This is a genomic window from Arcicella rosea (genome assembly GCF_014204325.1).
Classification (GTDB): Bacteria; Bacteroidota; Bacteroidia; order Cytophagales; family Spirosomataceae; genus Arcicella; species Arcicella rosea_A.
Genome location: NZ_JACHKT010000003.1, coordinates 118,745 through 145,480 on the forward strand (window position 1 = coordinate 118,745; position 26,736 = coordinate 145,480).

The 26,736-nt window shown below is 34.3% G+C and carries 22 protein-coding genes and 1 tRNA gene; 8 read left to right on the forward strand and 15 right to left on the reverse strand.

The window, feature by feature from the left end:
- Positions 1 to 57 precede the first annotated feature (57 nt).
- The 6 genes from gldD to HNP25_RS03315 all read right to left on the reverse strand — a co-directional run bounded on the left by gldD (position 58) and on the right by HNP25_RS03315 (position 6,331).
- Entirely contained in the window at positions 58 to 681 is a 624-nt protein-coding gene (gene gldD, locus HNP25_RS03290; RefSeq protein ID WP_184130245.1) for a gliding motility lipoprotein GldD, read from the reverse strand.
- Positions 682 to 779: 98 nt separating this feature from the next.
- On the reverse strand, positions 780 to 1,559 hold the full coding sequence (locus HNP25_RS03295) for a TIGR00266 family protein (protein ID WP_184130248.1): 780 nt from the start codon (positions 1,557 to 1,559) through the stop codon (positions 780 to 782).
- 135 nt (positions 1,560 to 1,694) lie between these two features.
- Positions 1,695 to 2,456 carry a lysophospholipid acyltransferase family protein gene (locus HNP25_RS03300; protein WP_229202777.1) on the reverse strand — a complete coding sequence of 254 codons (762 nt, stop codon included), beginning with the start codon at positions 2,454 to 2,456 and terminating at the stop codon, positions 1,695 to 1,697.
- A gap of 315 nt (positions 2,457 to 2,771) precedes the next feature.
- Positions 2,772 to 3,506 carry a LytR/AlgR family response regulator transcription factor gene (locus HNP25_RS03305; RefSeq protein ID WP_221432380.1) on the reverse strand — a complete coding sequence of 245 codons (735 nt, stop codon included), beginning with the start codon at positions 3,504 to 3,506 and terminating at the stop codon, positions 2,772 to 2,774.
- Between the two features lie 294 nt (positions 3,507 to 3,800).
- A complete protein-coding gene (locus tag HNP25_RS03310; protein ID WP_184130251.1) occupies positions 3,801 to 4,844 on the reverse strand; it encodes a sensor histidine kinase in 1,044 nt (347 codons plus the stop codon).
- Positions 4,845 to 5,125: 281 nt separating this feature from the next.
- Positions 5,126 to 6,331: a pyridoxal phosphate-dependent aminotransferase gene (locus HNP25_RS03315; RefSeq protein WP_184130254.1), complete on the reverse strand. Its 1,206-nt coding sequence runs from the start codon at positions 6,329 to 6,331 to the stop codon at positions 5,126 to 5,128.
- Between the two features lie 283 nt (positions 6,332 to 6,614).
- Between HNP25_RS03315 and nhaD the strand changes: the two genes are divergently transcribed.
- Positions 6,615 to 7,910, forward strand: coding sequence for a sodium:proton antiporter NhaD (gene nhaD / locus HNP25_RS03320; protein ID WP_184130270.1), 1,296 nt, complete (start codon positions 6,615 to 6,617; stop codon positions 7,908 to 7,910).
- A gap of 142 nt (positions 7,911 to 8,052) precedes the next feature.
- On the opposite strand, the gene HNP25_RS03325 is transcribed toward nhaD, so the two are convergent.
- Together HNP25_RS03325 and HNP25_RS03330 are read right to left on the reverse strand one after the other, a co-directional pair.
- Entirely contained in the window at positions 8,053 to 9,270 is a 1,218-nt protein-coding gene (locus HNP25_RS03325) for a peroxiredoxin family protein (RefSeq protein WP_184130273.1), read from the reverse strand.
- A gap of 142 nt (positions 9,271 to 9,412) precedes the next feature.
- Positions 9,413 to 10,654 (reverse strand): RsmB/NOP family class I SAM-dependent RNA methyltransferase, encoded by a 1,242-nt coding sequence (locus HNP25_RS03330; protein WP_184130274.1) that lies wholly within the window; start codon positions 10,652 to 10,654, stop codon positions 9,413 to 9,415.
- Between the two features lie 413 nt (positions 10,655 to 11,067).
- Here HNP25_RS03330 and HNP25_RS03335 point away from each other — a divergent pair, with 413 nt between their 5' ends.
- On the forward strand, positions 11,068 to 11,433 hold the full coding sequence (locus HNP25_RS03335; protein ID WP_184130276.1) for a hypothetical protein: 366 nt from the start codon (positions 11,068 to 11,070) through the stop codon (positions 11,431 to 11,433).
- An 84-nt stretch (positions 11,434 to 11,517) separates the two neighbouring features.
- Here the strand turns inward: HNP25_RS03335 and cysM are convergent, their stop codons facing one another.
- Both cysM and HNP25_RS03345 read right to left on the reverse strand, forming a co-directional pair.
- Entirely contained in the window at positions 11,518 to 12,402 is an 885-nt protein-coding gene (gene cysM / locus HNP25_RS03340) for a cysteine synthase CysM (protein WP_184130278.1), read from the reverse strand.
- 9 nt (positions 12,403 to 12,411) lie between these two features.
- Positions 12,412 to 13,212 (reverse strand): serine O-acetyltransferase, encoded by an 801-nt coding sequence (locus HNP25_RS03345; RefSeq protein WP_221432381.1) that lies wholly within the window; start codon positions 13,210 to 13,212, stop codon positions 12,412 to 12,414.
- 207 nt (positions 13,213 to 13,419) lie between these two features.
- On the opposite strand from HNP25_RS03345, the gene HNP25_RS03350 reads away from it, so the two are divergent.
- The 3 genes from HNP25_RS03350 to HNP25_RS03360 all read left to right on the forward strand — a co-directional run bounded on the left by HNP25_RS03350 (position 13,420) and on the right by HNP25_RS03360 (position 16,934).
- Positions 13,420 to 14,271: an SdiA-regulated domain-containing protein gene (locus HNP25_RS03350; protein ID WP_184130282.1), complete on the forward strand. Its 852-nt coding sequence runs from the start codon at positions 13,420 to 13,422 to the stop codon at positions 14,269 to 14,271.
- Between the two features lie 229 nt (positions 14,272 to 14,500).
- Positions 14,501 to 15,196: a response regulator gene (locus HNP25_RS03355; protein WP_184130284.1), complete on the forward strand. Its 696-nt coding sequence runs from the start codon at positions 14,501 to 14,503 to the stop codon at positions 15,194 to 15,196.
- 196 nt (positions 15,197 to 15,392) lie between these two features.
- The gene (locus HNP25_RS03360; RefSeq protein ID WP_184130286.1) at positions 15,393 to 16,934 is read left to right on the forward strand and encodes a glycoside hydrolase family 10-like protein; all 1,542 of its coding nucleotides are present in this window, start codon (positions 15,393 to 15,395) and stop codon (positions 16,932 to 16,934) included.
- On the opposite strand, the gene HNP25_RS22115 is transcribed toward HNP25_RS03360, so the two are convergent.
- The gene (locus HNP25_RS22115; protein WP_184130289.1) at positions 16,926 to 18,671 is read right to left on the reverse strand and encodes a hypothetical protein; all 1,746 of its coding nucleotides are present in this window, start codon (positions 18,669 to 18,671) and stop codon (positions 16,926 to 16,928) included. The genes HNP25_RS03360 and HNP25_RS22115 overlap by 9 nt on opposite strands.
- A 150-nt stretch (positions 18,672 to 18,821) precedes the next feature.
- Here HNP25_RS22115 and HNP25_RS03370 point away from each other — a divergent pair, with 150 nt between their 5' ends.
- Positions 18,822 to 19,265, forward strand: a complete 444-nt coding sequence (locus HNP25_RS03370) for a small multi-drug export protein (protein WP_184130292.1) — start codon at positions 18,822 to 18,824, stop codon at positions 19,263 to 19,265.
- Here HNP25_RS03370 and HNP25_RS03375 read toward each other — a convergent pair.
- From HNP25_RS03375 to HNP25_RS03385, 3 genes are all read right to left on the reverse strand, one after another.
- Positions 19,254 to 20,000 (reverse strand): glycosyltransferase family 2 protein, encoded by a 747-nt coding sequence (locus HNP25_RS03375; protein WP_184130296.1) that lies wholly within the window; start codon positions 19,998 to 20,000, stop codon positions 19,254 to 19,256. The two genes, HNP25_RS03370 and HNP25_RS03375, sit on opposite strands and share 12 nt — an antisense overlap.
- Positions 20,001 to 20,098: 98 nt before the next feature.
- Positions 20,099 to 21,160, reverse strand: coding sequence for an NAD-dependent epimerase/dehydratase family protein (locus HNP25_RS03380; RefSeq protein ID WP_184130299.1), 1,062 nt, complete (start codon positions 21,158 to 21,160; stop codon positions 20,099 to 20,101).
- A gap of 97 nt (positions 21,161 to 21,257) precedes the next feature.
- A complete protein-coding gene (locus tag HNP25_RS03385; protein ID WP_184130302.1) occupies positions 21,258 to 21,506 on the reverse strand; it encodes a hypothetical protein in 249 nt (82 codons plus the stop codon).
- 465 nt (positions 21,507 to 21,971) lie between these two features.
- On the opposite strand from HNP25_RS03385, the gene rho reads away from it, so the two are divergent.
- Positions 21,972 to 23,678 carry a transcription termination factor Rho gene (rho, locus tag HNP25_RS03390; protein ID WP_184130304.1) on the forward strand — a complete coding sequence of 569 codons (1,707 nt, stop codon included), beginning with the start codon at positions 21,972 to 21,974 and terminating at the stop codon, positions 23,676 to 23,678.
- Positions 23,679 to 23,769: 91 nt separating this feature from the next.
- Positions 23,770 to 23,843 (forward strand) — tRNA-Pro (locus HNP25_RS03395).
- A 332-nt stretch (positions 23,844 to 24,175) separates the two neighbouring features.
- On the opposite strand, the gene HNP25_RS03400 is transcribed toward HNP25_RS03395, so the two are convergent.
- Entirely contained in the window at positions 24,176 to 26,734 is a 2,559-nt protein-coding gene (locus tag HNP25_RS03400; RefSeq protein WP_221432382.1) for a DEAD/DEAH box helicase family protein, read from the reverse strand.
- Between the last annotated feature and the right edge of the window lie 2 nt (positions 26,735 to 26,736).

Here is a 26,736-nt window from a genome sequence, read left to right on the forward strand (position 1 = left end):
TAAAATAAAAAGCCAATACCTAAGTACTGGCTTACTAAAATGATATAATGAGTTAGATTATTGTTTCCATTTAAGAGTGTTTACCATTTTAATAACATCCTTTTTAAGGTATTCAATAACGGGTTCTAGTGAATCGCTTTTCAAGGCTGTGTTAAAGTAAAGTGCTCCACGTAAATAATGCTTTGTGGAGTCGGTAGTGTAGAATTGTAGATAAGTAGGCACTTCGCCTTCCAATCTCATCAACATTACTTTTTCGCCTTGTGGAGTCGTGAGGATAGAATTTTGAATAGACGATGCTTTTTGGCTATGTTTTGCTGCTAATTTATAAGCATCATCAATAAGCCTAGAAAGTTTAGTCGGATTATTATCAAGCGATTTGTAGGTAAGTTGAATCATCGCTTTGTAAGCTGGATAATACACATAAAGCCAATGAGGTTCTGCCCATGCTACTGTATCAGGTTTAATAATTGCCTGACTGGAATATTGAAATGTATAAGGATGATTTTCAAGTAATTGAACATAATGCGTTGAAGGCAAATCTATGCGGTTAAAACCTTTAGGCTTTGGTACGAAATCGCTATCGTCCTTTGTTTTTCTACAACTACTTAGTCCGAAAACAAGAAAAGTGCAAGCTAATAAGCCTGCACTAATTTGATGAAAAAATCCTTTTTGATGAATCATTGATTGTTTGAATATAAAAACTTCATTCAAACGAATGAAGCCTTTATTGAATATGATAAATTGATTGTCGGGAGATGAAAATCACCGACAGACAACGCTTAGTCGCCTAAAATATTACCTAAACCACCTAATACAGAACCACTTTCTTTATTAGCGTTGCCACCATAAGGAGATAGTGTACGAATTAATTTAGATAATGGCATAGACTGAATCCAAACTCTACCAGTACCACGCATAGTGGCTAAGAAAAGCCCTTCACCGCCTAAAATCATAGATTTTAAATTACCAGCTTTTTGGATGTCGTAGCTTAAAGTTTGTTCAAAAGCCACAATACAGCCTGTATCAATTCTTAGGGTTTCATTGTTTAAGTATTTTTCTACAATTGTACCACCAGCATGAACAAATGCTAAACCATCACCTTGAAGTTTTTCTAAAATAAAACCTTCGCCACCGAAAAAGCCAGCACCAATTTTTTGATTAAAAGTAATTGAAACCTTTGTTCCTAAAGCAGCACAAAGAAAACTATCTTTTTGAGCAATTAACGTATTTCCCGGAAGTGTTGAAAGGTTAATCGGGATGATTGTACCAGGATGTGGTGCAGCAAAAGCTACTTTACGTTTGCCATAACCACGATTGGTAAAATGGGTCATAAAAAGTGATTCGCCAGTTAATAAACGAGAACCCGCTTGAAAAAGCTTGCCAATTAATGAATTATCAGCACTTGAGCCATCACCCATCTTGGTTTCAAAAACAATACCTTCTTCCATGTAACACATAGTGCCAGCTTCAGCAATGACGGTTTCGTTAGGGTCGAGTTCTACTTCTACTAATTGGATATCTTCTCCTATAATTTTGTAATCAATTTCGTGAGAGTACATGTTATTATCGTTTATATTTTGATTGTTTATTTTGTTCAAAGTAAATCTTATCCTTTCAAAAGATACAAAGATTTTGGATAACAGGTAGCAAAGTCTTTTGATTGGACTTTATGACATACTTTCTTGAAAACTACTTTAAGTTTGATGTGCGGTATTTAATGCTCCTTGAACAACTTCCTTGAATTTTTCCTTCAAAGCTTCTACATCATTGCTAGTCATTCCTTTTGTTTCTATTGGTTTGTGTACGATTACTTCAACGGCTTTCGGGTTGAGTAGGTATTTTCCATCCTCTAAAATATGGAAATTATTAAGAAAAGTAATCGGTACAATAGGAATTTGCTGATTGATTGCCATGATAAAGCCTCCGTCTTTCAGTGGAAGGTGAAGCAGGGGAGGATGTTTAGCTTTGATACCACCTTCTGGAAAAATGATGATGCTTCTACCGTTCTTCAAGGCTTTTAAAGAGCGAGTCAGAGAAATAGCACGGCTTTGTTTATCATTTCTATCAACCTGAATATGCAATTTTCTAAACATATAGCCGAATAGAGGTACTTTCTTGAGTCCAGCTTTTCCTACAAAGGCATAATAGTTTTTAATGACCAAGCCCATCACGGCAATATCCAAGTATGAAAAGTGATTGGCACAAAAAACATAAGTTTTGTTTACATCTATTTCAGTTTCATATTTTATATTGATAGGCATTCCAATTATTGGGAAGTAAAGTTTACCCCATAATCGGTTCAAGTAATGAGCTTTCGGTTTCCATGTTTCTTTCTGTAGAAAAAGCCAGAAGAAAGGGAAAAGGATTAAGAATAACGAAACAAACCAGAAAATAGCCCAAGCGGTATATAAAAATCTAAGAATTCGCATAAAGGCAAAGATAGTAAAATCTGCCATTCAGCCGATGGTCTTGCAGAGAAATGATTGGCAATAAAAAAAGGTTTAGTAGCCGCCACTACTAAACCATTCTATGAGTAATTATTGAATTACATTAAGCAAATATACTTAACTCATGATAATAAAAGCAAGAGAAAGTACATCTTCGCAGAAATAGGAGGATAAATTCTGTTTAATGGTTATGTTATCCTGAAAATTAGGATGAAGTGATGAATATTCATTTTGAAATTTTAAAAAACCGTTCAAGTGCGGAAAGAAAAAAGTCCTCAAAATAAATTTTTGAGGACTTTTAGTGGAAAAGTGATAAAAATCATTTTATATTCCCATCATATCTTTAAAGGCAACCGAGTTTCTAGTTGAAATTTCTAATTCAATTCCATTGTTCAAAACTACCTTCATTCCACCTTTGTAATAAGAGTCTATTTCAGCGATATATTCAGTATTGATAATTTGCTGACGGTTAGCTCTAAAGAAAGTGTTAGGGTCTAAACGTTCTTGAATTTTATTCAAAGAGCGGTGAATCATTGGTCTGTTACTCCCGAAATGGAAACGGCAATAATTACCTACAGATTCAATCATGTATATTTCTGTTAATCTTACGAAATAACATTTATCGCCATCTTTCAAGAAAATTCTTTTATCTGGCGGAAGTCTTCCTTCAGAGACAGCTTCAGAAATTCTTGTTTGTTGGATTTCAGCACGGATTTTCTCAATTGTTCTTGAAAGTCTTTCGGCTTTCATTGGTTTCAAGAGGTAATCCATAGCTTCCGATTCAAATGCTTGAATCGCATATTGATTATAAGCTGTTACAAATACGATTTTAGGGATGAATTCTAGTTCATCCAATAAATCAAAACCATTTTTCTCTGGCATTTCAATATCCAAAAAAATCAAGTCTGGTTGCAAACGATGGATTTTTTCGATAGCATCATCCACATTTTCGGCTTCATCAATGATTTGAATATCCGGATAGTCTTGTAACAAGTACTTTAATTCTTGGCGAGCTAATCTCTCGTCATCCACCAAGATAGTCTTAATTTTCTTACTCATTGGCTTAACATTGGACAAGTCTTGGTATTGGCGATCAACAGCTCTTGGAGAGTAGGGTTTTCTATTTGCCATCTCACTAACTGATTTTCAATATTTTAATATAGGTCATCACCTGTGATCCTCTCAGGGGTAGTGCTATAGCTGTACTTACCTTGTATTTTCTGCTAATATAGTAAATTTCAAATCATTTTCAAGAAAAAAAGATACCTTAATTTACTTTTTTTCTTATTTATTTTTTGATTAACGTTGAAATAAGGTTTTTTGGGCGAGAAAAACAATATTTAACAGACAATCCTACATTTTAATAGGAATACTTACCTGAGCTGTTACCATGTTGTCCTCAGCATAAATTAGAATGGCATCTTTTAATCCATAATTAATCAAAAGCCTTTTGTTGAGGTTTTCTAAACCAATTCCTTTTCGAGTCTTTTTCTCTGATTTTTCCTCCAAAATTGTGCCAGTATTCTGGATTCCAAAAACTAATGTATTATTTTTTTTATGGGCGAAAACAATGATTTCTCCGCCATTTTTTAGTTTACCAATCCCATGTTTGATGGCATTTTCTGCTAGTAATTGTAAAGACATTGGTGGGACTCTAGCCGAAAGTACACTTTTGCTGACATTTGTTTTGTAATTTAAACGATTATCAAAACGCATTTTTTCAAGATCAAGGTAGTTTTTTACAAGGGTTAATTCTTCTTGAAAAGGAATATCTTTTAACTCATAAAAAGAAAGAGAGACTCTGAGTAAGTCCGAAAGTTTGATGATGGCATCTCTTGCCATTTTGGGTTCGGAAAGGGTAAGTGCTTGAATACTATTTAATGAATTGAATAAAAAATGTGGATTCAGTTGTGTACGTAAATTGGTCAACTCAATTTCTTTAGCATGAATTTCAAGTTTTACTTTAGCTCGTTCTGTATCAATTGCTTTTTGGGCAAATCTAATACCGTGATAGAAAATAAACCAAGGCATAATAAACCTCAGCGTTTTAACGAATAAGAATGTATGTTCTAGAAAGTTTGTAGGCAGTCTAGCTGAATATGGAATAGAAATACCCCACACTAATCGATTAAATAAATAGACAAATAAGGCGATTGAAAAATTCCCTAACAATGCAAAACCTATTAATTTTTTCCAATCGACAGAATCAATATTCTCTTTGCTTATTAGCGAAAAATAGAGATGAGTAGTTAATATTAAAATTACATAGTTAGATAAACCGTAAGAAATTGTATTGATATAATTTACATCATAATATAGATATTCCGTTACCATATATGAAACATAAAGAAACCAAGCGGTCAATTGAAGCGTCCAATATATTTTTTTCTTTTTCATACTCCTTAATCTTCTTATTTGTCGTTAGGCTTTACTTCACAAAGTAATTAAAACAAACTTCATTATATCAATATTAGATATGAAATTTCCATAAATGAAAGATATAGTTTATGAGAGTGATTAGATGAAACTTTAATTGTTCCACCAAATAAAATTATAAATCTAGCTACTTATTGAGGTTTATTTTGCGGTATTGGCTGCGAGGATAAACGTAAATTATAAAAAAATCCACAAGATTGTTACCTTGTGGATTTCTATTTTTCAGATACTGAGAAGAATCATTATTTTAACTTAGCAACCGAGTTTTTAATTCTTGCACAAGCTTCAACTAATTGTTCGTCAGCAGCAGCGGTAGAGATACGAACGCAGTCTGGAGCACCAAAACTTGTTCCTGCGACGGTTGCTACGAACGCCTCAGCTAAAAGCCACATTGAGAAATCATCTGAATCTTTGATAGTAGTAGTTCCGTCTGATTTTCCGAAATAATAACTTACATCTGGGAAAGCATAGAATGCTCCGTCTGGCATATTTACTTTGAAACCTTCGATTTCACGTAAAAGTCCAACTACTAAATCACGGCGACGAAGATACGCTTCTTTCATTTTGTAAGCTTCATCCAAAGGGCCGTTGAAAGCAACTGTTGCCGCTTTCTGAGCGATTGAATTCGTTCCAGAAGTTACTTGTCCTTGTAATTTTTCAACACCGTCAGCAATCCATTTTGCCGCAGCGATGAACCCAATTCTCCAACCAGTCATTGCATGACCTTTCGCAACACCGTTTACTGTAATTACTTGGTCTTTGATTTCAGGAATTGAACCGATAGAGAAATGTCCAGCTTCAGTAAAGTTGATGTATTCGTAAATTTCATCAGCCATTACAAAAATATTTGGATGTTTCGCTACGATAGCTCCGATTGCTCTTAATTCAGCTTCAGTATAAACAGAACCAGTAGGATTGTTTGGCGAAGCAAACATTACTAATTTCGTTTTTGGAGTGATTGCCGCTTCAAATTGTTCAGGCGTTACTTTGAAATTATTATCAAAAGCACCATCAACAATTACAGAAGTACCTTCTGCCAATTTCACCATTTCAGAATATGAAACCCAGTAAGGAGCAAAAATGATTACTTCTTCACCCGGATTTACCAAAGTAGAAATCACATTAGCTAAAGAATGTTTCGCACCTGTTGAAACAACGATATTTTCAGGATTCCACTCAATATTATTATCACGCTTAAGCTTATCAGCAATTGCTTTGCGAAGGTCAGGATAACCAGCTACTGGCGAATAACCATGAAAACCATCATCAATGGCTTTTTTAGCGGCATCGCAAATATGCTTTGGGGTTTTGAAATCTGGTTCACCTACTGAAAGGCTGATTACTTTGTGTCCCAGAGCGGCAAGTTCACGGGCTTTTTTTGTCATCCCGAGCGTTGCTGACTCTTCCAGTGCATTGATGCGGTCTGCGAGCGATACTATTGAACTCATTTTTGCTAGAATTTATTTATGGAAATTGGAAAGTTGGATTTTATGGCTTTCCACTAAGAAAAAATTAAATCCCACAAAGTTAGATGAGTATTATGGGATGCGAAAGAAAAAATAGAATTTATTGAGTATTTCTATCTCTATTTTGTGAATCAGGAATGAAATACTTGTACTTTTTCTTTTACATAAGTTGTAAATTTTCAAAAAAGCCTCTTGAAAATTATGATACTAGGAAATTAAAGTTGGATTTTCATTTATCTTTACTGGCAACATAACTCTTTCATAAATGTACTTTCTAATAATATCAATTTTTATAATAGGCTATTTAGCTATTGCTTTTGAACATCCAATAAAAATTAATAAAACGGCTACGGCTTTATTAACAGGTGTTTTGTGCTGGACTACTTACGTTGTTTTTTCTGAAGAGAAAGAAACTGTAATTCAAGAACTTTCACATCATTTAGGTTCAGTTTCTGAAATACTTTTCTTTCTATTAGGAGCAATGACGATTGTGGAATTGGTGGATGCACATCAAGGTTTTAAACTCATTACCGACCGAATTACCAGTAAAAATAAAGTTACTTTACTCTGGATTGTAGCTTTTATTACTTTCTTTTTGTCTGCGGTTTTAGATAACCTCACTACGGCAATTGTGATGGTTTCGGTAATTCGGAAATTGATAAAAGATTCAGAATCTCGAAAACTCTTTGCTGGGATTGTAATTATTGCTGCCAATGCTGGTGGTGCTTGGTCGCCGATAGGAGATGTGACGACTACAATGCTTTGGATTGGTGGACAAATTACGCCTGTAAACATTATGAAAATGTTACTCATTCCAAGTTTGATTTCTTTGATTATTCCATTGATTTATATGACGTATAAAATAAAGGGTTCTGTTAAAAAGCCAAAAGAGGAGGGAAGCGACGCTTCTTTGGATGTGAGCCAAATAGCTATTCAAGCTCAGAATTCTGTCATTATGCTTTTTACTGGAATCGGTACTTTATTGTTTGTTCCAATTTTTAAAACTGTTACGCACTTGCCACCTTACATGGGAATTTTATTGGGTTTAAGCGTCGTTTGGATTGTTTCAGAAATACTTCATTCTGGAAAAGATGAGGAAGAAAAGAAACCTTTTACGGTTGCTCATGCTTTGAGTAAAATTGATACTTCAAGTATTTTATTTTTCTTGGGAATTTTAATTGCTATTGCGGCTTTAGAATCTACGCACTTACTGTCGGATTTAGCGGTTTGGATGGATAAAGCTATTGGAAATCAAGATGTTATTGTAGTCGTGATTGGCTTGGCTTCGGCGGTGATTGACAATGTGCCTTTGGTGGCGGCTTCGATGGGAATGTATGATTTGGCTTCTTTCCCGACCGATTCAAAAATTTGGGAATTTATGGCATACTGTGCTGGAACAGGCGGAAGTGTATTAATCATCGGTTCGGCTGCTGGCGTTGCGGTGATGGGAATGGAGAAAATAGATTTTATTTGGTATATGCGAAAAATCAGTTTTACGGCTTTATTGGGCTATTTCGCTGGTGTAGCGGCTTATTTAGTGATTTTTGCTTTGTTACATTAAAAATTCAAAATAGAAGCCCAACAAATTTGTTGGGCTTCTCTTTTGAAGAAATTAGTACTTAGTGTTCTTTAATTAATATCTCTATTTGTCGTAAATAACGGATAATTAGAAAGTCTAATCACCAATCACTATTTACTAATCTCTACTCCTTAATCAATTCATCAATTTTACTTTCAAATTCGTGAACCCAGTCTGTGTAATATTTACCAGTACCTGGCCCTGAAAATCCTGCGTGTGTCAAACGAATTTCACCTTTTTTATCTAATACAATTGTTGTTGGAAAACCAATTACTTGATTCAAAGAAGGCAAACTTTTTGAAGCACTTTCTGAACTGTTTGTCCCAGCATTGAGTAACTGATAATCAATGCCAAAACGTTTACGAAGTAAATCCATTTTCTGTTTAAAGAATGTTGGTTCTGTTGATTTTTCATAGGCTAAACCAATTACTTCAAATCCACGAGCTTTATTTTTTTTGTAAAAAGGTACTAAGTAATTCGTTTCGTCCATACAGTTCGGACACCAAGAACCTAAAATTTGAACCACAACTACTTTTCCTTTGTAAGCATCATCCGAAAGAGAAATTTTTTCACCTTTTTCATTCAAAAATGAAAAATCAAAACGCTCATAACCTTCTTTTAAGTGAGTGATTTTACCTAAATCTGGCAAGCTTGCATTCTCATCACGTGTAGCTTCAAACATTCTAAACCCTTTGATTCCGCCATAAAATTTCCCTGAGATTTTATCGCCTTCTACTTTAGCTTTCAACAAAAATGCGTGCGAACCATCGAAAGTAGAAAGAAATAAACTATCACCAACAATATTTCCGTCCATGTAGCGATAATCACCCGTCGTAGTTAAGAACGAACCCGTTACAACCGTTCCTTTTTGTTGAAAAGTACCAACGGCAAAACTGGCTTTTTGAGTTTCGGCATTGATAAAATTCACCGACCATTTGCCAGAAGTATTGCCTAAAATCGACATTTTATTGGTTCTGAATCTGAACGGATAACCTAAAGTAGCTTGAAAAGGCGATTGAGCGAAAGAAGTACGACCTTTGTTTTTACGATAAAAACCAACTAAAGTCTGAGCATTTTTCTTCGCTACAATTTCAGCATCGAATATGGCAATCGGAATAATCAAGGAATCTCCTGATAAAGTAGCTTCGTCAGTTTTGAATCTTTCAGAAGCATTCAGCACAAAAACATCAAACTTATTCTTGTTTTTGGTAGGTTTTATTTCAAGTCCAAAAGGTAAATCACCGCCATCGGTTTGAACAGTTGCTCGCCAACGAGTAGGCACTTGAGCATCCACATTTTGCCAAACCAAAGTGAATAAAAGTAATATGAGTATTTTTTTCATGTTGATAAAGAAAGAATTTGAAAATTTGAAGATGTGTTAATTTGAAAATGTGGCAAATCACTTAATTTTTTAACAAAAAACTCTCAAGTATTTGTTCCATTGGTTAATCTATTTCCAAATTTTCAAATCTTCAAATTAAAGATTACTTCTTCTGTAAACAAGCCATATAAAAGCCATCGTAGCCTTCTTTTGCAGTAGAAGTACGTCGTTCGCCCAGAAATTCCCACTGTTCGCCAAACTCAGCCATGAAGCGTTTGATATGATTTTCGCTTTCAGAAGGTAAAAGACTACAAGTAGCAAAAACCATTTTTCCACCTGATTTTAACATAGCTGAATACTCTGTAAGAATATTCCATTGAGTAACTTTTAAGTTATCAATAAACTCAGGCGTAAGTTTCCATTTTGAATCTGGATTTCTTCGAATTACGCCTAAACCCGAACACGGAACGTCCAATAATAATCTATCGGCACTGGCTTCGTATTTTTTCAATACTTTTGGGTCGATAAGTTTTACTTCGATGTTATCAACGCCATTTCTTTTGGCTCTTTTCATCAATTCTACCAATTTATATTCTTCAATATCCATTGATACAATTTTGCCTTTGTTTTCCATCAAAGCCGCCAAATGCAAAGATTTTCCACCTGCACCCGCACAAGCGTCAATCACTCTCATGCCTGGTTGAACATCCAAAAAAGGAGCAATTAATTGCGAACCAGCATCTTGTACTTCAAAAAAACCTTGTCTGAAATAATCAGTTCTGAAAATACTCTGACGCTGTTTTAATACCAAAGCATCAGGCAAACCTTCTGGAACGATGGTTTCTATCTCAATGGCATCCAATAAATCTTGTAATTTATCTTGATTCGTTTTTAAAGTATTGGCTCTTAAAACGACTGGAGCTTGTTCGTTCATCGCCATAATTTCTTCGCCCCATTTTTCTTCACCTAATTCGGCTACACATAATTGGTCGAGCCAATCTGGAACAGATTCACGTACCTTGCGAATCAACATTCCTTCTTCAAAGCGGTCTAAAATCTTAGCAGCTTGAATGTGCGAAAATTCATCCCATTTGGGTAATAAATCAATATTGTCGGCATTTGGATAAAGTCGTTTTTTGATAATCAACCACGAACCCACAATTTGCCAGAAGTACGGAGCTTTTAATTTGTCTTCGTAAAGGTTGTTCGAGAAAAGAATCAATCGCCAGTAGCGAACAATTTCATAAGTAGTTTCTGCAATAAAGGCACGGTCACGGCTTCCCCATTGTTTGTTCGATTTCAAAGTTTGCTCGATTACTTTATCGGCTTGGCGAGGATTTTTTACGAAAAATATTTCTTGCAGAGCCTTTACGGTTGCTATCACTAATGGACGATGAAGACGCATTCTAATCTTGGATTTTCAAATTTTGAATAAATACTAATAAATACAAAGTTCCGAAAATTTGTTGAGACTTACTCTTTTTTGTGGCATTGGCTCGTAGAATTTGGCATTTTGAAAATATTTAATGATATTTTGAAAAATAATTTAATAATTTTTCAACGATGAAACAAAAGTATGCTGTTGGACGTTTTAAGATTATATCACAATAAAACAAAAAAGCCCTGCTTATCAGCAAGGCTTTTTTTATGCTTTTTTGATAGTAAGCAAATCCAATATATTTGATTAATTACCTAATTCTGAGAATACCATTCTATACTATTTAGAAGTAATACTTGAAGGTATTATGGGGTATTCGAATGCCAACAATAATCTATGCACTCGGAAAATTATTCGTTCAATTATAACTAAACTAAGCCATGAAATTTAAAGGGGTAATAATATTGAGCTTATTGATATTGTTTTTTGGGGGATGCTCAAAACAAGAAACGATAGATAGAAGTGTATGTGGGGTTGTCAATCCTACTGCTGACCTTCCTTGGTTAAAAGAGTTTACCGAGAAAATGCAACAAGGTGATTATGGAGATTGTAGCAGATGTGTAATGTATTTAGAAAGCTATAATTCAAAAGATGTTCTTATTGTAGAAAACTTTCCAGATAATTGTGTTTTGTGCCAAATGAGAGAATGTGATGGAAGTTATTTGAAATTCAATAATTTTGATGAAAATCAAAATTTCATAAATAGTTTGAAGAAGGATATGATTATTTGGAAATACAAGCAGTAAAAATATGTTCAAATCCTGTTAGTATCAACTTACAATACTAATTCTGAACTAACAGGATTTGAATGACTTTACGGGTTTATTATATCAATTACCAAATAAATCACTTGAAAGGTAACGATCACCACGGTCGCAGATTATACAAACGATAATGCCCGATTCTAATTCCTGAGCCAAACGCACCGCTGCCGAAGCCGCACCACCGCTACTCATTCCACCAAAAACGCCTTCTACTTTGGCTAAAGTATTTGCCATTTCACGAGCTTCTTTTTCTGAAATATCCATAATTCTATCTACTCTTGAAGCATCAAAAATTTTGGGTAAATATTCTTGTTCCCAACGACGAATGCCCGGAATTTTAGAGCCTTCAGTAGGTTGGCAACCTACAATTTGAATGTTTGGATTTACTTCTTTCAAAAATTTAGAAGTACCCATAATCGTACCAGTAGTTCCCATCGAGCTAACAAAATGCGTTACTTTATGGTCGGTATCTCTCCAAATTTCAGGGCCAGTAGAATGATAATGAGCCATGTAATTATCGGGGTTCGAGAATTGGTCTAACATGAAGAAACCACCTTCTTTTACTTTCGCTTCTGCATAATCTCTTGAACCTTCAATGCCAACGCTGGCAGGAGTAAGGGTTACGGTTGCACCGAAGGCCTCCATTGTCAATACTCTTTCACGAGTAGAGTTTTCGGGCATTACTAATTCAATATCAAGTCCGTACAAACGAGCAATCATCGCTAAAGCAATACCTGTATTACCAGAAGTTGCTTCGATGAGTTTCATGCCAGGTTGTATTTCTCCACGTTCTACCGCCCCACGAATCATTCCGTAAGCTGCACGGTCTTTTACCGAACCACCCGGATTGTGTCCTTCTAATTTTCCGTAAATTTTTACATTCGGATTCGGGTTGATTCTATTTAATTCAACAATTGGCGTATTGCCAACTAAGTCTAAGAGTGTTGCCATTCAATTATATTACTGCAATATTTTTACCTGTTCTTGGTGATATATTTTTGTGAAAGAAGGAATGCTACGAGTGAGCCAAACATTTCCTCCAATAATAGAGTTTGCTCCAACTACTGTTTCTCCGCCCAAAATCGTTGCTCCTGCATAAATTACTACATGGTCTTCAATTGTCGGATGACGTTTCTGCGAAGCCATTTCTTTACTTACTGATAATGCTCCGAGTGTAACACCTTGATATATTTTTACGTGTTTTCCGATATTGGTGGTTTCGCCAATTACGACGCCAGTACCGTGGTCAATCATAAAGTATTCGTCAATAAAAGCTCCCGGGTGAATATCAATTCCTGTTTTTGAATGAGCATACTCCGTCAGGATTCTCGGAACGATTGGTACGTTCAGTGCTAACAAAGCATGAGCAAGTCTGTAAAAAGTGATAGCATAAAAGCCGGGATAGGCTCTAATTACTTCGTATTCACTTTGAGCGGCTGGGTCGCCCATCATGATTGCCTGAATATCAGTTAACAATATTCTATATACTTCAGGAAGTTTTTGAATATAATCAGCTGCCAAAGTACGGGCATCTTCATCAAGATGCTGTTGCATGGAACGGAGTAATCGGGTAAGTCTTAATTGAATTTGGTCGAAAGCTTCTTGGAGTTCGTCAACACAGCCAAAGTGTCGTTGAGTTTGTTCGGGAAACAATGCCAGCGAAATGTCAGTGAACAATTCTTTAACCGTCGATGTGGCAGGAAAAGTATTGGGTTTTGAATGTTTTTGGCAAAGAGCCTCTAAAAAACTATTGGGCAACATTTGAGACATTGTTTATCAAATATGTTATTAGAAAACTGATAAGATATTTGGCAAAGCATAAAATAAAACCTTATTGTTCTGCTTTATAGTTGAGACGATTAACCTGTGGTTAAGTAAATTTCACGCAATGATAACGATAAATGTACTGAATTGATTCTGTTTTGGTGAAAAAATCGTTAATTACATGCCAATCTAAAATCCCAAATTATGTTCCAGTCCAAAATTGTTTTATGGTTATTCAATCTTCAATTATTATTCTGTAGTTGTCATAAAGAAAGTAGCCAAAGTGATTTTTCGAAAGGACGACACTTCTATAAAGTAACAACAATCGGAAAATTGGCTTCAGAAGTAAATGAATGTTCTGGTTTGATAAAAAGTTCAAAAGACACTACTTTTTGGACGCATAATGATAGTGGAGGCAAATCTGAAATTTATGAAGTAGATTTTCATGGAAAACTGCTATCGACTATCAGTTTTACTAATTTAAAAAATGAAGATTGGGAAGAAATTACTCGTGATAATAATGGAAATCTCTACATTGGCGACATCGGAAATAATGACAATAAAAGGAGAAGTCTGATGATTTATAAAGTAAAAGAATCAGAACCAACACATGTTGAGAAAATCTCATTTCATTATGCTGACCAAGAACGTTTTCCACCTGCCAAAGAAGATAAGAATTTTGATTGTGAAGCGTTTTTTGCACATGGCGATAGCTTATACTTGTTTTCTAAAAATAGAGGAAATAATTTGGTGAAAATGTATGCTGTGCCAAGTAAAGCTGGAAATTATGCCCTTTTGCCCAAAGGACAAGTATTGATTAATGCGATGGTGACAGGAGCGGCGATTAGTCCAGATGAGAAAACCTTTGCCTTGCTAACTTACGGAAAGGTAGTCTTTTTCGGAATAAAGAATCATCAAATAGACTTTAAGCATCCTAAAAAATGTTATACTTTTGCTTTTAAGCAATCGGAAGCCATTACTTTTTTAACGAACAATACTTTATTGATTTCAAACGAGCAAGGCGAATTAGCAAAAATACAAATTGAAAAAAAGTGATAAATTTCTTATTATGCAGAACATTCATTTATCGTTATTAATAAATAACCAATTTTAATTTGCTGAAAGTTGATAAATGGCTTATTTTTATCAATTCTGTAAAGATTAGCTGATTTAGATTTAACAATTCCGTAATATTGGGCTTATTAATTTTGCATTAACAATTGAGCAACGTAAGTATTGAATTAGGATAACCTTAACAAAATTACGATTCGTTGCAAACTAAAATATGGCAAACGCATTACCTATTCCCAAAATTTTACTGGTTGATGACGATCCAGACATCATTGAACTATTAGAGTATAATCTTCAAAAAGAAGGTTTTGAAATTAAATCTGCTTTAGATGGTATTCAAGCTGTTGAAGTAGCCAAAGCTTTCAAACCCGATTTGATTTTATTGGATGTAATGATGCCTCGTCAAGATGGTATCGAAACAGCTAGGCAGCTTCGTCTTATTCCAGAATTCAAAGAAGTTTATATTTTGTTTCTTACGGCTCGTGCTGAAGAATATACAGAAGTAGCCGCTTTTGATGTTGGTGCAGATGATTATATCGTGAAGCCGATTAAACCAAGAGCTTTGGTAAGTAGAATTAAAGCAATGTTCAGGCGTGAGGCACAGCAAATTGAAAGTGATGAGAAAATTGAAATTGGGCAATTGGTGATTAATCGTACTAATTACAGTGTTTTGAACGATGGAAACCCATTAGTGATGCCTAAGAAAGAATTTGAATTGCTTTCTTTTTTAGCAAAACATCCTAATAAAGTATTTAATAGAGATGAATTATTAGAAAAAGTTTGGGGTACAGACGTTTACGTTGTTGAAAGAACCGTAGATGTTCATATTAGGAAACTCAGAGAAAAAATCCCAGAACATTATATTAAAACGCTTAAAGGTGTTGGCTATATGTTTACTTTGGAAGCTTAGAAAATAGATTTTTGTGAAAAAAGCAGGAGATATTTACTTGATAAACAAGTGATTGTCTCCTGTTTTTTTGTTTCCTCTCACTGATTATTTTTCAGATTGCCAATTTCAGGCATAATTCCTTATTTTTGTATAAATACATGTAGCCTTTATATGAGATTTTATTTGGCAATTTACTTGCTAAATGAATCTTTTTTAGATGATGACCAATCGATTTATACAAATATTTTTCCTTTTTTCTATTTCTTGTTTTAGTTGTGATGCTCAAAATTCAGCCTTGAGTAAACCTCAGAAATATGAGTTCAGAGCGGCATGGATTGCAACCGTTGAAAACATTGATTGGCCAAAACGTGGTCAGTATAATTCCGAACTCCAAAAACAAGATTTTATCAGAATCTTGAACGAACATAAAAAGTCAAATCTGAATGCTGTTTTTGTACAAGTACGAGATGCCTGCGATGCGTATTATGCTAAAAGTGCAGAACCTTGGTCAGAGTTCTTGACTGGTCAACAAGGGAAATTTCCTACTCCATTTTATGACCCGCTCAACTTTATGATTGAGGAAGCCCACAATAGAAATTTAGAGTTTCATGCTTGGCTAAACCTTAACCGTGCTACTTTTAAAAAATCTAAAACACTTGCTCCCGACCATATCAGCGTTACAAAACCAGAATGGATGTTGGTTTATGATGGACAAAAATTATTGAATTTTGGTATTCCTGAGGTAAGAAAATACATTACCGACGTTGTGGTTCAGATTGTGAAAAACTATGATGTAGATGGGATACATTTTGACGATTATTTTTATCCTTACGAAGTGACTGGAGAAGTTTTGAAAGATGAAGAAACCTTTAAAAAATACAATGGAGGAATAACAAATATTAACGATTGGCGAAGAAGTAACACAGATTCCTTGATTTATCAAATTAGTGATGCCATCAAAAAAATAAAACCAAGCGTAAAATTTGGGATAAGTCCATTTGGTGTTTGGCGAAATTTTGGTGCTAAATGTTCTGATGGATCTTGTACGTTGGCAGGGCAAACTTCCTATGATAATTTATATGCCGATACTCGTAAATGGCTTCAACAAGGTTGGATAGATTACATTGCCCCGCAAATTTATTTCGAGCAAACGCATAACAAAATTCCCTACAACGAATTAGCCCTTTGGTGGAAAGACAATACTTTTGGCAAGCATCTTTATATCGGTCAAGGAATTTATAAAATCAAAGCGGGTTGGTCGCTGACAGAAGCACCTAAACAGATACGATTCAATCGTGAAGCTATTTCAAGTCAAGGAAGTATATTCTTTAGTTCAAGAAGCTTAACCGAAAATTATGGAGGATTTCAAGATACTTTAAGGCGTAATTATTATCGTTATCCAGCATTAATTCCATCGATGCCTTGGAAAGATAGTATTCCTCCGTTGGCTCCGCAAAAATTATTAGTAATAAAAAACGATAGAGGAATTCCTGTCTTGACTTGGCAACCTGGTGAAAAAGCGGTTGATGATGAATTTAATAATTATTTCGCCGTTTATCGCTTTGAGAAAGGGGAGAAGCCAGATTTAACAAAAGCCGAAAAACTTATCTATATTGGCAAAATGAATACTTATGAAGATACTGCTGCCGAAAAATATAGAGGCTACATTTATTGTGTAACCTCTTTTGATAGGCTTCATAATGAATCAGAAGATTATGCCTTTTTTACTATCGATTATGGTTACGAGTCATCAAAATAGCATCTGTCTGTAAGGAATATTCCAACGTACACCAAATGATTTGATAGTAGTTGTATAATCCAAAGCACTGTTTTCACTTTGATAGTCTCGGCTCAAGAAACGCAAATCAAGAAAGAAGTTATGTTTCAATTGATAAGAAGCCCTAACATCATAAATCATCGTTCTAGTACTTCTTCCTTGACCAATTTCATTGCCATAATCGTCGTTATAAAGTACTTTTCTACTTCTGGTATCATAGTCTTTTTGTATATTTTGTCCCCAGTTTTCAGTTGAATTTCTATCTTCTCCAAATTTTGCATAAATAATACTAGCTGTAATATTGAGTTTTTTCAAAGCTTGCCAGCGAATAATATTAGACCATTCTACGAAATTAGCTCCGAGTGGATGTGCCAATGATTGATTATACTGAGTATAATTGGCACCACTATCATGGCTATAAGTATATGGTCGAGCAGCATTAACTTCGGTTTGAAAGTCTAAATTACTGATTCCAAAAAAATCAATATACTTCAAGCCAGCTTGTAAACCGTTTTTATTTGCCCAATAACCTGTAGGTTTGAAAATCTCTTTAGCAATAAATTCATCCAACATTAACTGTCCATAAAGAGAAAAACGTTTAGCAAAATTCCATTTGAAATCGAAACCTATTAAGGCATTATCGCCACTTCCTTGAAAACTTTCTATCGAACGATAAAAAATAACAGGATTCAAGTAATTCAAATCGAATCCATCGCCATTGGTGCTGTCTCTTTGAAAAACAATACTTTCAGAAATACCAATATTGAAATTCTTAGAAAGATTAAGGCTTAAATGGTGCATCGCCATATACTTCTTCGGAAAAATCTGGTCGTTCGGTTTCAAACCTGTATAAACTAGCTGCGTGAAGAGGTTTTGGTATTGAAATTTCCCGATATGTGTATTGATTTTGAGGAATAGATTTGGAGCAGCATTATCCGACAAAATCATCGAACGGAAGCCATTTCCGATAAAATTTTTATCATGCCCAAATTGTAATTGTATATTTTTGGTAGCCTGAAAAGTAATATAAGCTCTTGCCGTGAAGAAATCTGTGGCATAAGCATTTTGCTTGAATTCTTTGGTTAGCCCTTCACCTGGCATTCCAGGCAATCGAAGGTTAGTTTGTCGGAGTTCGTTTTGATTGTAGGCATCAACAAAGGTTTTTACGTAGTCGGGAATGTAAGCTTGGTTTTCGGAAATGAAAGTATAAAAACCCACTTTTTTATTAATCATTCCTCGAATTTCTATTCCACGAGTATTGATACTTGTATTTTTCTGAACACCGCCTGTAGCTGCACCAAACTCTAGATTAAGTACTGGACTAACGTGGAGGTCGAGAATATCATCAGCATTTGAATAAGCGTCAGCTTTTTTTTGATAAAATATTTTCCAGAAAGGTTTTTTACTATTGCCTGTAGTATCGTTATTTTTCCATTCCCAGCTATCATTTTCAAGATACGCTAAGTTGAATCTATCTTTATCCGATAAAATGATTGAATTACTTGCCCAAATGCTATCAACGAGCTGAACTACTCCTTTTCGAGTATATGGTTTTACTGTAGTATGAAAACCTTCAGAAAATTTTCCTCGTTTTATTTCGTAGCGGTCGATTAAATGATAATAATCTTGATTTAATGGAATAAAAACACTTTGTGCTTGAGTGTAAATACTTATGATAGAACAAAGTATAAAAGTAAAAAATCTTAATTTTTGATACATAATTTTACCAAGGTTTGGGCATTTCATTGTACAATTAATACCTTCGCAAGTTAGTTTAAAATTATTGATTGAAAATTAAATAATTTCATTCTTAGATTTATTCAATTATAAAACTTAACCAGTTGACTTACAAAGACTAACATATTAATTATGACATTTGGGAAATATTTTACCGTAATGCTTGCAACAGCCATTAAATTTTTTAATGGGCCTATCGCTGGAATTGTATTGGGATTGACTTGGTGGGAAACAGCAATATGTTGTATCATTGGTATGATGACTACCGTAACTTTGATTGCTCTTTTAGGAAGTACGATTCAACGTTTAATTGCGAAGTATCGAAAAACGAAGCCAAAGCTATTTTCAAAAAGAACTAGGTTTGCTGTAAAAATTTGGAAGAAACTTGGCATTTGGGGAATTGCTTGCTTTACTCCACTCTTTTTTACACCCGTCGGAGGAACGCTTTTGGCGTTATCTTTTAAAGTACCATTCTTTAAAATATTTTTTTCAATGCTACTTTTTGCTGTTTCTTGGGGGGTATTTTTTAGTTATTTGTTATTCCAAGTAACTTGGTTAAAAGACTTATTTTCTTGATGGTTTTTTCATATAATCGCCACGAGAAAAGAATTTTTCAATCATGCAATACAGTAAAATAAAGAAATATCGGCTACCCATTTCTTTTATTTTCAATTTAGATTCTCCGTATTTTCGATTCGTCCAGCTATTTGGAACAACAGCAAAAGAATAACCTCTAACGTATGCTTTTAGGGGTAATTCTACTGTTAGATTGAAATGTGGAGACATAAAAGGTTTAATACCTTCAATGGTTTCTCTTTTGTATAATTTGAAGGCGTTGGTCGTATCATTGTACTTTATCCCAACTAAAAAGCGTATAATAAGATTAGCAACACGGTTGATATAAAGTTTCAATTTAGGATAGTCAATTACTTTTCCACCTTTCATAAAACGACTTCCGAAAACAGCATCGACATCTTTTTCAAGCATTGTGTTGTAATACTTTACTAAGTCTTCTGGGTCATCAGACATATCCGCCATCATTACTGCTACGCAGTCTCCAGTAAAACGTTCTAGTCCGTATCTAACCGCATAGCCAAAACCGTTTGGACCTTTGTTGGTGAAGTAAACTAAGGTAGGAATTTCCTTTTGTAATGCTTGCAGAACAGCTTCTGTATTATCTTTTGAATTATCGTTAGTAACACAGATTTCATGCTCAATTCCATATTTTTGAAGCGTATTGTACAATGACTTTAACGTTTCTGGAATAGATTCTTCTTCATTATATGCAGGAATTACTACACTTAGTTTCATAATGCTTTTGATATGAAAAATGAATCCGTTGGTAGTCAATCGGATTCATTTTGGGGAATTAAATATTATAAACGTAAAATCAGAAAGATAATTACTTCTTATAAACGAGAAGCAATACCATCATGAATCTGTTGTAAAGTTTCATTTAAACCGAAAGTCCAGTTCCAATTAGGATAGTGTGATTTGAATTTTGAAAGGTCTGAAACGTACCAAATATGGTCACCAATACGGTTGGTTTCAGAATAGCTATAACTCATTTTTTTACCTGTCATTTCTTCACAGATTGCAATGGCTTCAAGCATTGAACAATTGGCAAAACGCCCGCCACCAGCATTATATACTTCGCCCGCACGTGGGTTTAGGTAGAAATTCCAGAACATATTCACTAAATCGTAAGAGTGAATATTATCACGTACTTGTTTTCCTTTGTATCCGAAAATGGTGTAATGATTTCCAGTAATGGCACATTTCATCAAGTAAGATAAAAATCCATGTAAAGCAGTTCCTGAGTGATTTGGTCCTGTTAAACATCCACCACGGAAAATACCAGTTTTCATTCCGAAATAACGGCCATATTCTTGTACTAAAACATCGGCTGCTACTTTTGAAGCACCAAATAATGAATGTTTGGTATGGTCGATACTATGATTTTCGTCGATACCGTTTTCAAAATATGGGTGACTAGCGTCAATTTCAAAACGAGTTTCTGTTTCTATTAATGGTAAATAATTTGGATTATCACCATATACTTTATTGGTAGAAGTAAAGATAAACACGGCATCTGGAGCATGCAAGCGAGTCATCTCAAGCATATTCAAAGTGCCGTTAGCATTTACGGAAAAGTCAGTAAAAGGTTCTTTAGCAGCCCAATCGTGTGAAGGTTGTGCAGCAGTATGAAGTACACATTTAATATCTGTTCCGTATTCTTTGAAGATTACTTCCAGTTGAGAAACTTCACGAATATCAGCCTGATAATGTTTATAATTAGCAAACTGTTCTTCTAAACGATTACGATTCCAAGCAGTAGATGCTTCGTTCCCAAAAAAGTACTGACGCATGTTGTTATCAATACCAATTATTAAATCAAATTTATCTGAAAAGAAAGAGACTGCTTCGCTACCAATCAATCCTGCGGAGCCTGTTACAAGTGCTATGTTCATTTATGGGTTCAAAGTTAATAAATACGAAAAGCGTCACAATGTGATTTGCAACGCTTTGTGAAGTAATATGTAGGTAGAAATATGTTCAACAAAAGTATTAGTTACCTTGAGCGTTCGTACTATCATTAAATAGTTTCTCACGGATTTTGTTGGCTCTTACTTCGTTTTCTGGTTTTGCTGTGTATTTGTTTTTTGTCTGTGCAGCAGCAGAATCTGGATGTACACCATACACATATTGATCTCCTTCACGAAGGTCAGCTTGTTTAATATTGTTATTTTTTTGATAGTCACAAGCTGTGGCTAACAAAGCGATACTGGCGATAGCTAAAATGTTTTTGCGATTCATTTTTCCGTAATATTCTGGTTTGATAGCACAAAAATAACAGGGGAATCTCAATTAAAAAATTTTATCCCAAAGTTTAGCCTTTTTTAATGTAATTCCACAAAGTATTATTTTAGTTCAAGCTGAGGCACAAATCAGGTTTAGAGAATTTTAACTTGAAAATTAAAAATATGTTAGAAGTGCAAGTGTACTGATAGTTAGTTGTTTATATAAAATATGATAAAAAAATGAAGAAAATATTTGATTAATTGAAATAATGGAATTATCATTGCAGTACAATTCACAATCCTGTGTGTTTCTCCCGTTAAGATTTTGATTATTAAATACTTAACATCAATTATCCACATCATTCCAAATTTTTCCCAAATTTTAACTTTAAAGTTGACAATCTTTTTTAAGATGTTTTTATTAATATTTAACCACAATTTAGAAAGACTTTAATTGTAGATAGTCTATCAATTTACCCTTATGTACAAAATTGAAGAATTAGACATGATGCTTATTTCAGAGCTTCATGAGCTTGCCAAAGAATATGCCATTTCCAATGTTAATGACCTTCCTAAAAAAGAACTCATCTACAAAATTCTTGATAAACAGGCGGTAATGCCCCCAAAAAACCGCAAACCTTCCACCAAAGATGCTATGCAAGACGATAACAAAACAGAAAGGAAAGTGAGGAAAGAGTCTGGAGTAGCTTCAGATGCCCCTCGTCCAAAAAGACAACGCATTTCAAAAGAAGATGCCGATAATGCAGATATTGTTGCTAAAAGCACAATAATCAAGCAAAACCCAACAGAATTACCGAAACCCAAGATTGCTAAGGAAGTCAAAGCAAAACCAGAGGTTGTTTCAGACATTACTTATGAGTTTGATGAAGAGCCAATTGTAGATTTCCCGATTGAAGCAGAAGAGGAATTTGTAATAGATACATCATTCATTACCCCTGATGAACCTGCGGCTGGTTTACCTCAAGAGCAAGAGGTCCGTAGCGATGTCACTCGTCAAAATAATAATAATGCTTTCAAAAAACCGATTTATAATCAAGCTATTCGTGAGTTTGATGGCATTATTGAAAATGAAGGTGTGCTTGAAATTATGCAAGATGGAGGTTATGGTTTCCTTCGTTCGGCAGATTATAATTATTTGGCTTCGCCAGATGATATTTATGTTTCTCCTTCGCAAATCAAATTGTTTGGTTTAAAAACGGGTGATACTGTTCGTGGTTCAATTCGTCCTCCGAAAGAAGGAGAGAAGTATTTTGCTCTTTTAAGAGTAGAATCAGTGAATGGAAAAACAACTGAGGAAATTAGAGATAGAATTCCTTTTGAATATTTAACGCCACTTTTCCCAGAAGAAAAACTAAAACTTTCTTCTCGTCCAGATCAATATTCTACTCGTATTCTTGACTTATTTGCCCCAATTGGTAAAGGTCAACGTGGTATGATTGTAGCACAACCCAAGACAGGTAAAACGGTATTATTGAAAGAAATAGCGAATGCGATTTCAAAAAATCACCCAGAAGTTTACTTATTGATTTTGTTGATTGACGAACGTCCAGAAGAGGTTACTGATATGCAACGAAGTGTAAGAGCAGAAGTGATTTCTTCTACTTTTGATGAACAAGCAGAACGCCACGTAAAAGTTGCTAGCATCGTTTTAGAGAAAGCAAAACGTATGGTTGAATGCGGACACGACGTTGTAATTTTATTAGATTCGATTACTCGTTTAGCACGTGCGTATAATACTGTCGTTCCTTCATCTGGAAAAATCTTATCGGGTGGGGTTGATGCAAATGCACTTCACAAACCAAAACGTTTCTTTGGTGCCGCTCGTAATGTAGAAAATGGAGGTTCATTAACAATCATCGCTACAGCCTTGATTGATACTGGTTCTAAAATGGATGAAGTAATTTTTGAAGAATTCAAAGGAACAGGTAATATGGAATTACAACTTGACCGTAAGTTGTCGAACCGTAGAATGTACCCAGCGATCGATGTCACTGCATCAGGTACTCGTCGTGAAGATTTATTGATGGATAAAGAAACGCTTCAACGAGTATGGATTCTAAGAAAACACATGAGTGATATGAACTCTGTGGAAGCTATGGAGTTTTTACAACAACAAATGAAAGGAACAAGAACGAACGAAGAGTTCTTGGTTTCGATGAATAGATAAATAGAGTAGAGAGTGCATAAATTTATAAGCTTTTTCAAAAGAATAGTTTTCAAGTTAAGAAAAGGGTTATAGATTTGCCCTCTCAAAAAAACGGGATGTGGCGCAGTTCGGTAGCGTACACGTCTGGGGGGCGTGTGGTCGCAGGTTCAAATCCTGTCATCCCGACAATAAAATTTTAAACCGCTTCAAAAGCCTTTAAATGGCGTTTTGAAGCGGTTTTTTGTTTCAAATGCTTCATATTTGTTTCAGTAGAATGATAATGTCTTATTAATTTTTATGCTTTTATAAAATGTGCCCAATTCATTTCTGCCACCAATAGTGGCAGAAATAGCTTCGGTCTGTAAAACACGGACAGTGGTGGTGATGGAAGTGATTAGGGCGTTGAAATTCATGGTTTCTGAAAATTACAATAGGTTTTTCAATAAACAAAAACTGTTTCAAATGGCTTTATTTGGCGTTTTGAAGCAGTCTTTTGTTGTATTTGTTTCATCAAATTCTCATTCGAGTATAGATTCCATATTTCTAATAAATTCATTCTCTTGTAGCGTATTATAGAATGGTAGTCCAGTAATCAAATAATGGTCAGTATTGAATTCGATTGTTTTTTTATCTTCTCTCAATTGGTGTAAAAAATCTTCTTTCCATTTGTCTTCTTTGGCTAAGTGCTTGCCTTTGGGTTCGATAAAGACTTGCATGGTTAAATTATCTCCTTCTTTTTGTTTTGCAAAAAGTAAAAAATCTGGTTCGAAAGCCCTTCCTATTTTATCGTAAATTTTAATAGAACGTTCATTTCTGATAAGATACATATCATCGAATTTCACACTCCAACTTTCAAAACGTTTTGAAAACATCTCAACAAAATTCTTTTCTTCTATTGTTCCAAAGTTTGCGTTGTAAGCATACCAATCTTTATCATTTACCAGATTTTCTTGACCTTTTGCTCTTTCTTCGTACTTGCTTACACGCAAAGTTTTATCTTCAAACGTAGTTCGTAATGGGTGCGGTTTAAAATGGGTCGTTCCTTCATAAATAGAAATATTAGCTTTCATTTGCTCTTCAATGATGACTAATAATGATTTTAACCCATCTAAATAATCTTGATTTGAAAGATTATTTCTTCGCTTTTCTGTACCTCTAAACTCAATAGCTAATCCGCCTAAATATTCTTCTTGTTCACAAAACTCAATTGAAGAACTTAGTTTTGGAAAATATTTTTTTATTGAATTAAAATAGAAAAAATGATTTGTAGTGAGTGCATAACGTACTACATGAAGAGGAATATCATTAACCTTTACAATCTTGTTACCTAATACGTCCATTTCTTGTTCCAATACGCCAAAAACATCAGTTTTTTTTCCTACACCCGATGATAAAGTATAAATGATATTTTTTTGAGAAACCCCTAAATCAGATAGTGAATAGACACTTTGATAATTTTTAACAACTTTTTCATTCAAAAAAACAACTCCTTTTTTGTAAAAATCAGTATTCTTAAAAGACTCTTTGAGTTTTAGTTCTTTCATTACCATATCCTTATCGTCTTCATAAATTCCTGACTCTACTAATGCTCTTGTAATTTCAGAAATATAACGACTATCTTCTTTTGTATGATAATAAAGTTCCTCCAAAATCTTTAATTCATTTGATAAGTCTTTGTCAAACTTTCGGGTGTATTTATCTTCACCATTCAATGAAAAAGGGAAGTATCTTGCCCCTCTACCAATCAACTGGGCTTCTGATAAGGTAGTTTTTCCTAACCTGCCTTTTGCATCCGCTCCGTCACGGTCTTCATAAAGTCTTACAATATCAAAAAGATTCAATACATCCCAACCTTCGTTCAATTTTTGAACGGCAAATACCGCCCTGATTGGATTATTATCATCTTCTAAGGTATTCAGCTTAATCTGATTCGCCTCTGCTTCATTATCTGAATTAGCACTAATACAGTTTTCGGGTTTAAAATTAGATTGTATTCTTGATGTTAATGTAGTGTATGAAATACCATTTTCATCAAAAAACAGATTAGCTTTTTTTATAATTTCAAGTGTTGAATCATTCACAAGCCTTTCAATCATCTCTGGGTTAAGATTTTCAATAAGTTTATGAAATTTCTCTTTGTTTTGTTCTGATTCGGCAATCGTCTTTTTGGCTTTAAACAGGATTACGGGTTTTAGATTTATCACATTTTTAGTGGCTAATTCCTGTCTATATTGACTCAATAAGATAGCTTGTAACATCCGTTCATTTTCTCCAAAATAAGAGCGTATCAAATCAATATCTTTTGAATAACCATCTTTTCTAAACTGAGCTAAATCATACTTGAAAATCACTTTATCGGCATATTTTTCTGTAATTTCTCGGCTCTCAAAATCCATTGTGGCGGTAAATTCCAAAAGATAATTTTCCCTATTCTGCTCTAAAATACTCATAACTGTACCTTCCCAAGTACCTTCAATATTGATTTGACTACGAGTAGAAGTATTCAAATGGTGAGCTTCATCAGCCATTAATACAATTTTCTTATCCTTAAAATCTTCAATGGTCAAAGCACCTTCTTTGGTATTTGTTAAACTTGTGTGAAGCAGTTGAATAGTAGTAAAACAGATATTAATATTCTCATTATCAGCATCTTCAAAGTTTTTAACTTCTTTTAAAATAACCTCCTTATTATCAAAAAAAATACCTTGATTGAAAAGAAACTTACTGGATAAATTATTCAAAAAATTATCTTTCGTCTTTTGAATAATGTTTGAGCTATTGACGAAGAACAGAAAGTTTCGATACCCCTTTTCATAGAGATACAATATCAATCCAGCCATCATGAGTGTTTTACCACTGCCTGTTGCCATATTAAACAATAGATGATAAGGAGAATTTGGTTTTCCTTCAAATTCTTCTTGTTCAAAAGCCATAAAATGCTGAAAGGCATTTTTCTGATAGGGTCTAATGGAAAAATTTGGATTTAGATTATCAATAATAGAAAGAGGTATATTAATTTTTCTGATGGAATTTCTACCTACTTCTTTCTCAATCGTATCGTATAAAAATGGTTTCATAA

What these genes read in the sequence shown, in the direction of transcription:
- gldD (WP_184130245.1), bottom strand. Translation starts at nt 681, where the DNA reads ATGATTCATCAAAAAGGATTTTTTCATCAAATTAGTGCAGGCTTATTA.
- HNP25_RS03295 (WP_184130248.1), bottom strand. Translation starts at nt 1,559, where the DNA reads ATGTACTCTCACGAAATTGATTACAAAATTATAGGAGAAGATATCCAA.
- HNP25_RS03300 (WP_229202777.1), bottom strand. Translation starts at nt 2,456, where the DNA reads ATGGCAGATTTTACTATCTTTGCCTTTATGCGAATTCTTAGATTTTTA.
- HNP25_RS03305 (WP_221432380.1), bottom strand. Translation starts at nt 3,506, where the DNA reads ATGAGTAAGAAAATTAAGACTATCTTGGTGGATGACGAGAGATTAGCT.
- HNP25_RS03310 (WP_184130251.1), bottom strand. Translation starts at nt 4,844, where the DNA reads ATGAAAAAGAAAAAAATATATTGGACGCTTCAATTGACCGCTTGGTTT.
- HNP25_RS03315 (WP_184130254.1), bottom strand. Translation starts at nt 6,331, where the DNA reads ATGAGTTCAATAGTATCGCTCGCAGACCGCATCAATGCACTGGAAGAG.
- nhaD (WP_184130270.1), top strand. Translation starts at nt 6,615, where the DNA reads ATGTACTTTCTAATAATATCAATTTTTATAATAGGCTATTTAGCTATT.
- HNP25_RS03325 (WP_184130273.1), bottom strand. Translation starts at nt 9,270, where the DNA reads ATGAAAAAAATACTCATATTACTTTTATTCACTTTGGTTTGGCAAAAT.
- HNP25_RS03330 (WP_184130274.1), bottom strand. Translation starts at nt 10,654, where the DNA reads ATGCGTCTTCATCGTCCATTAGTGATAGCAACCGTAAAGGCTCTGCAA.
- HNP25_RS03335 (WP_184130276.1), top strand. Translation starts at nt 11,068, where the DNA reads ATGAAATTTAAAGGGGTAATAATATTGAGCTTATTGATATTGTTTTTT.
- cysM (WP_184130278.1), bottom strand. Translation starts at nt 12,402, where the DNA reads ATGGCAACACTCTTAGACTTAGTTGGCAATACGCCAATTGTTGAATTA.
- HNP25_RS03345 (WP_221432381.1), bottom strand. Translation starts at nt 13,212, where the DNA reads ATGTTGCCCAATAGTTTTTTAGAGGCTCTTTGCCAAAAACATTCAAAA.
- HNP25_RS03350 (WP_184130282.1), top strand. Translation starts at nt 13,420, where the DNA reads ATGTTCCAGTCCAAAATTGTTTTATGGTTATTCAATCTTCAATTATTA.
- HNP25_RS03355 (WP_184130284.1), top strand. Translation starts at nt 14,501, where the DNA reads ATGGCAAACGCATTACCTATTCCCAAAATTTTACTGGTTGATGACGAT.
- HNP25_RS03360 (WP_184130286.1), top strand. Translation starts at nt 15,393, where the DNA reads ATGATGACCAATCGATTTATACAAATATTTTTCCTTTTTTCTATTTCT.
- HNP25_RS22115 (WP_184130289.1), bottom strand. Translation starts at nt 18,671, where the DNA reads ATGTATCAAAAATTAAGATTTTTTACTTTTATACTTTGTTCTATCATA.
- HNP25_RS03370 (WP_184130292.1), top strand. Translation starts at nt 18,822, where the DNA reads ATGACATTTGGGAAATATTTTACCGTAATGCTTGCAACAGCCATTAAA.
- HNP25_RS03375 (WP_184130296.1), bottom strand. Translation starts at nt 20,000, where the DNA reads ATGAAACTAAGTGTAGTAATTCCTGCATATAATGAAGAAGAATCTATT.
- HNP25_RS03380 (WP_184130299.1), bottom strand. Translation starts at nt 21,160, where the DNA reads ATGAACATAGCACTTGTAACAGGCTCCGCAGGATTGATTGGTAGCGAA.
- HNP25_RS03385 (WP_184130302.1), bottom strand. Translation starts at nt 21,506, where the DNA reads ATGAATCGCAAAAACATTTTAGCTATCGCCAGTATCGCTTTGTTAGCC.
- rho (WP_184130304.1), top strand. Translation starts at nt 21,972, where the DNA reads ATGTACAAAATTGAAGAATTAGACATGATGCTTATTTCAGAGCTTCAT.
- HNP25_RS03400 (WP_221432382.1), bottom strand. Translation starts at nt 26,734, where the DNA reads ATGAAACCATTTTTATACGATACGATTGAGAAAGAAGTAGGTAGAAAT.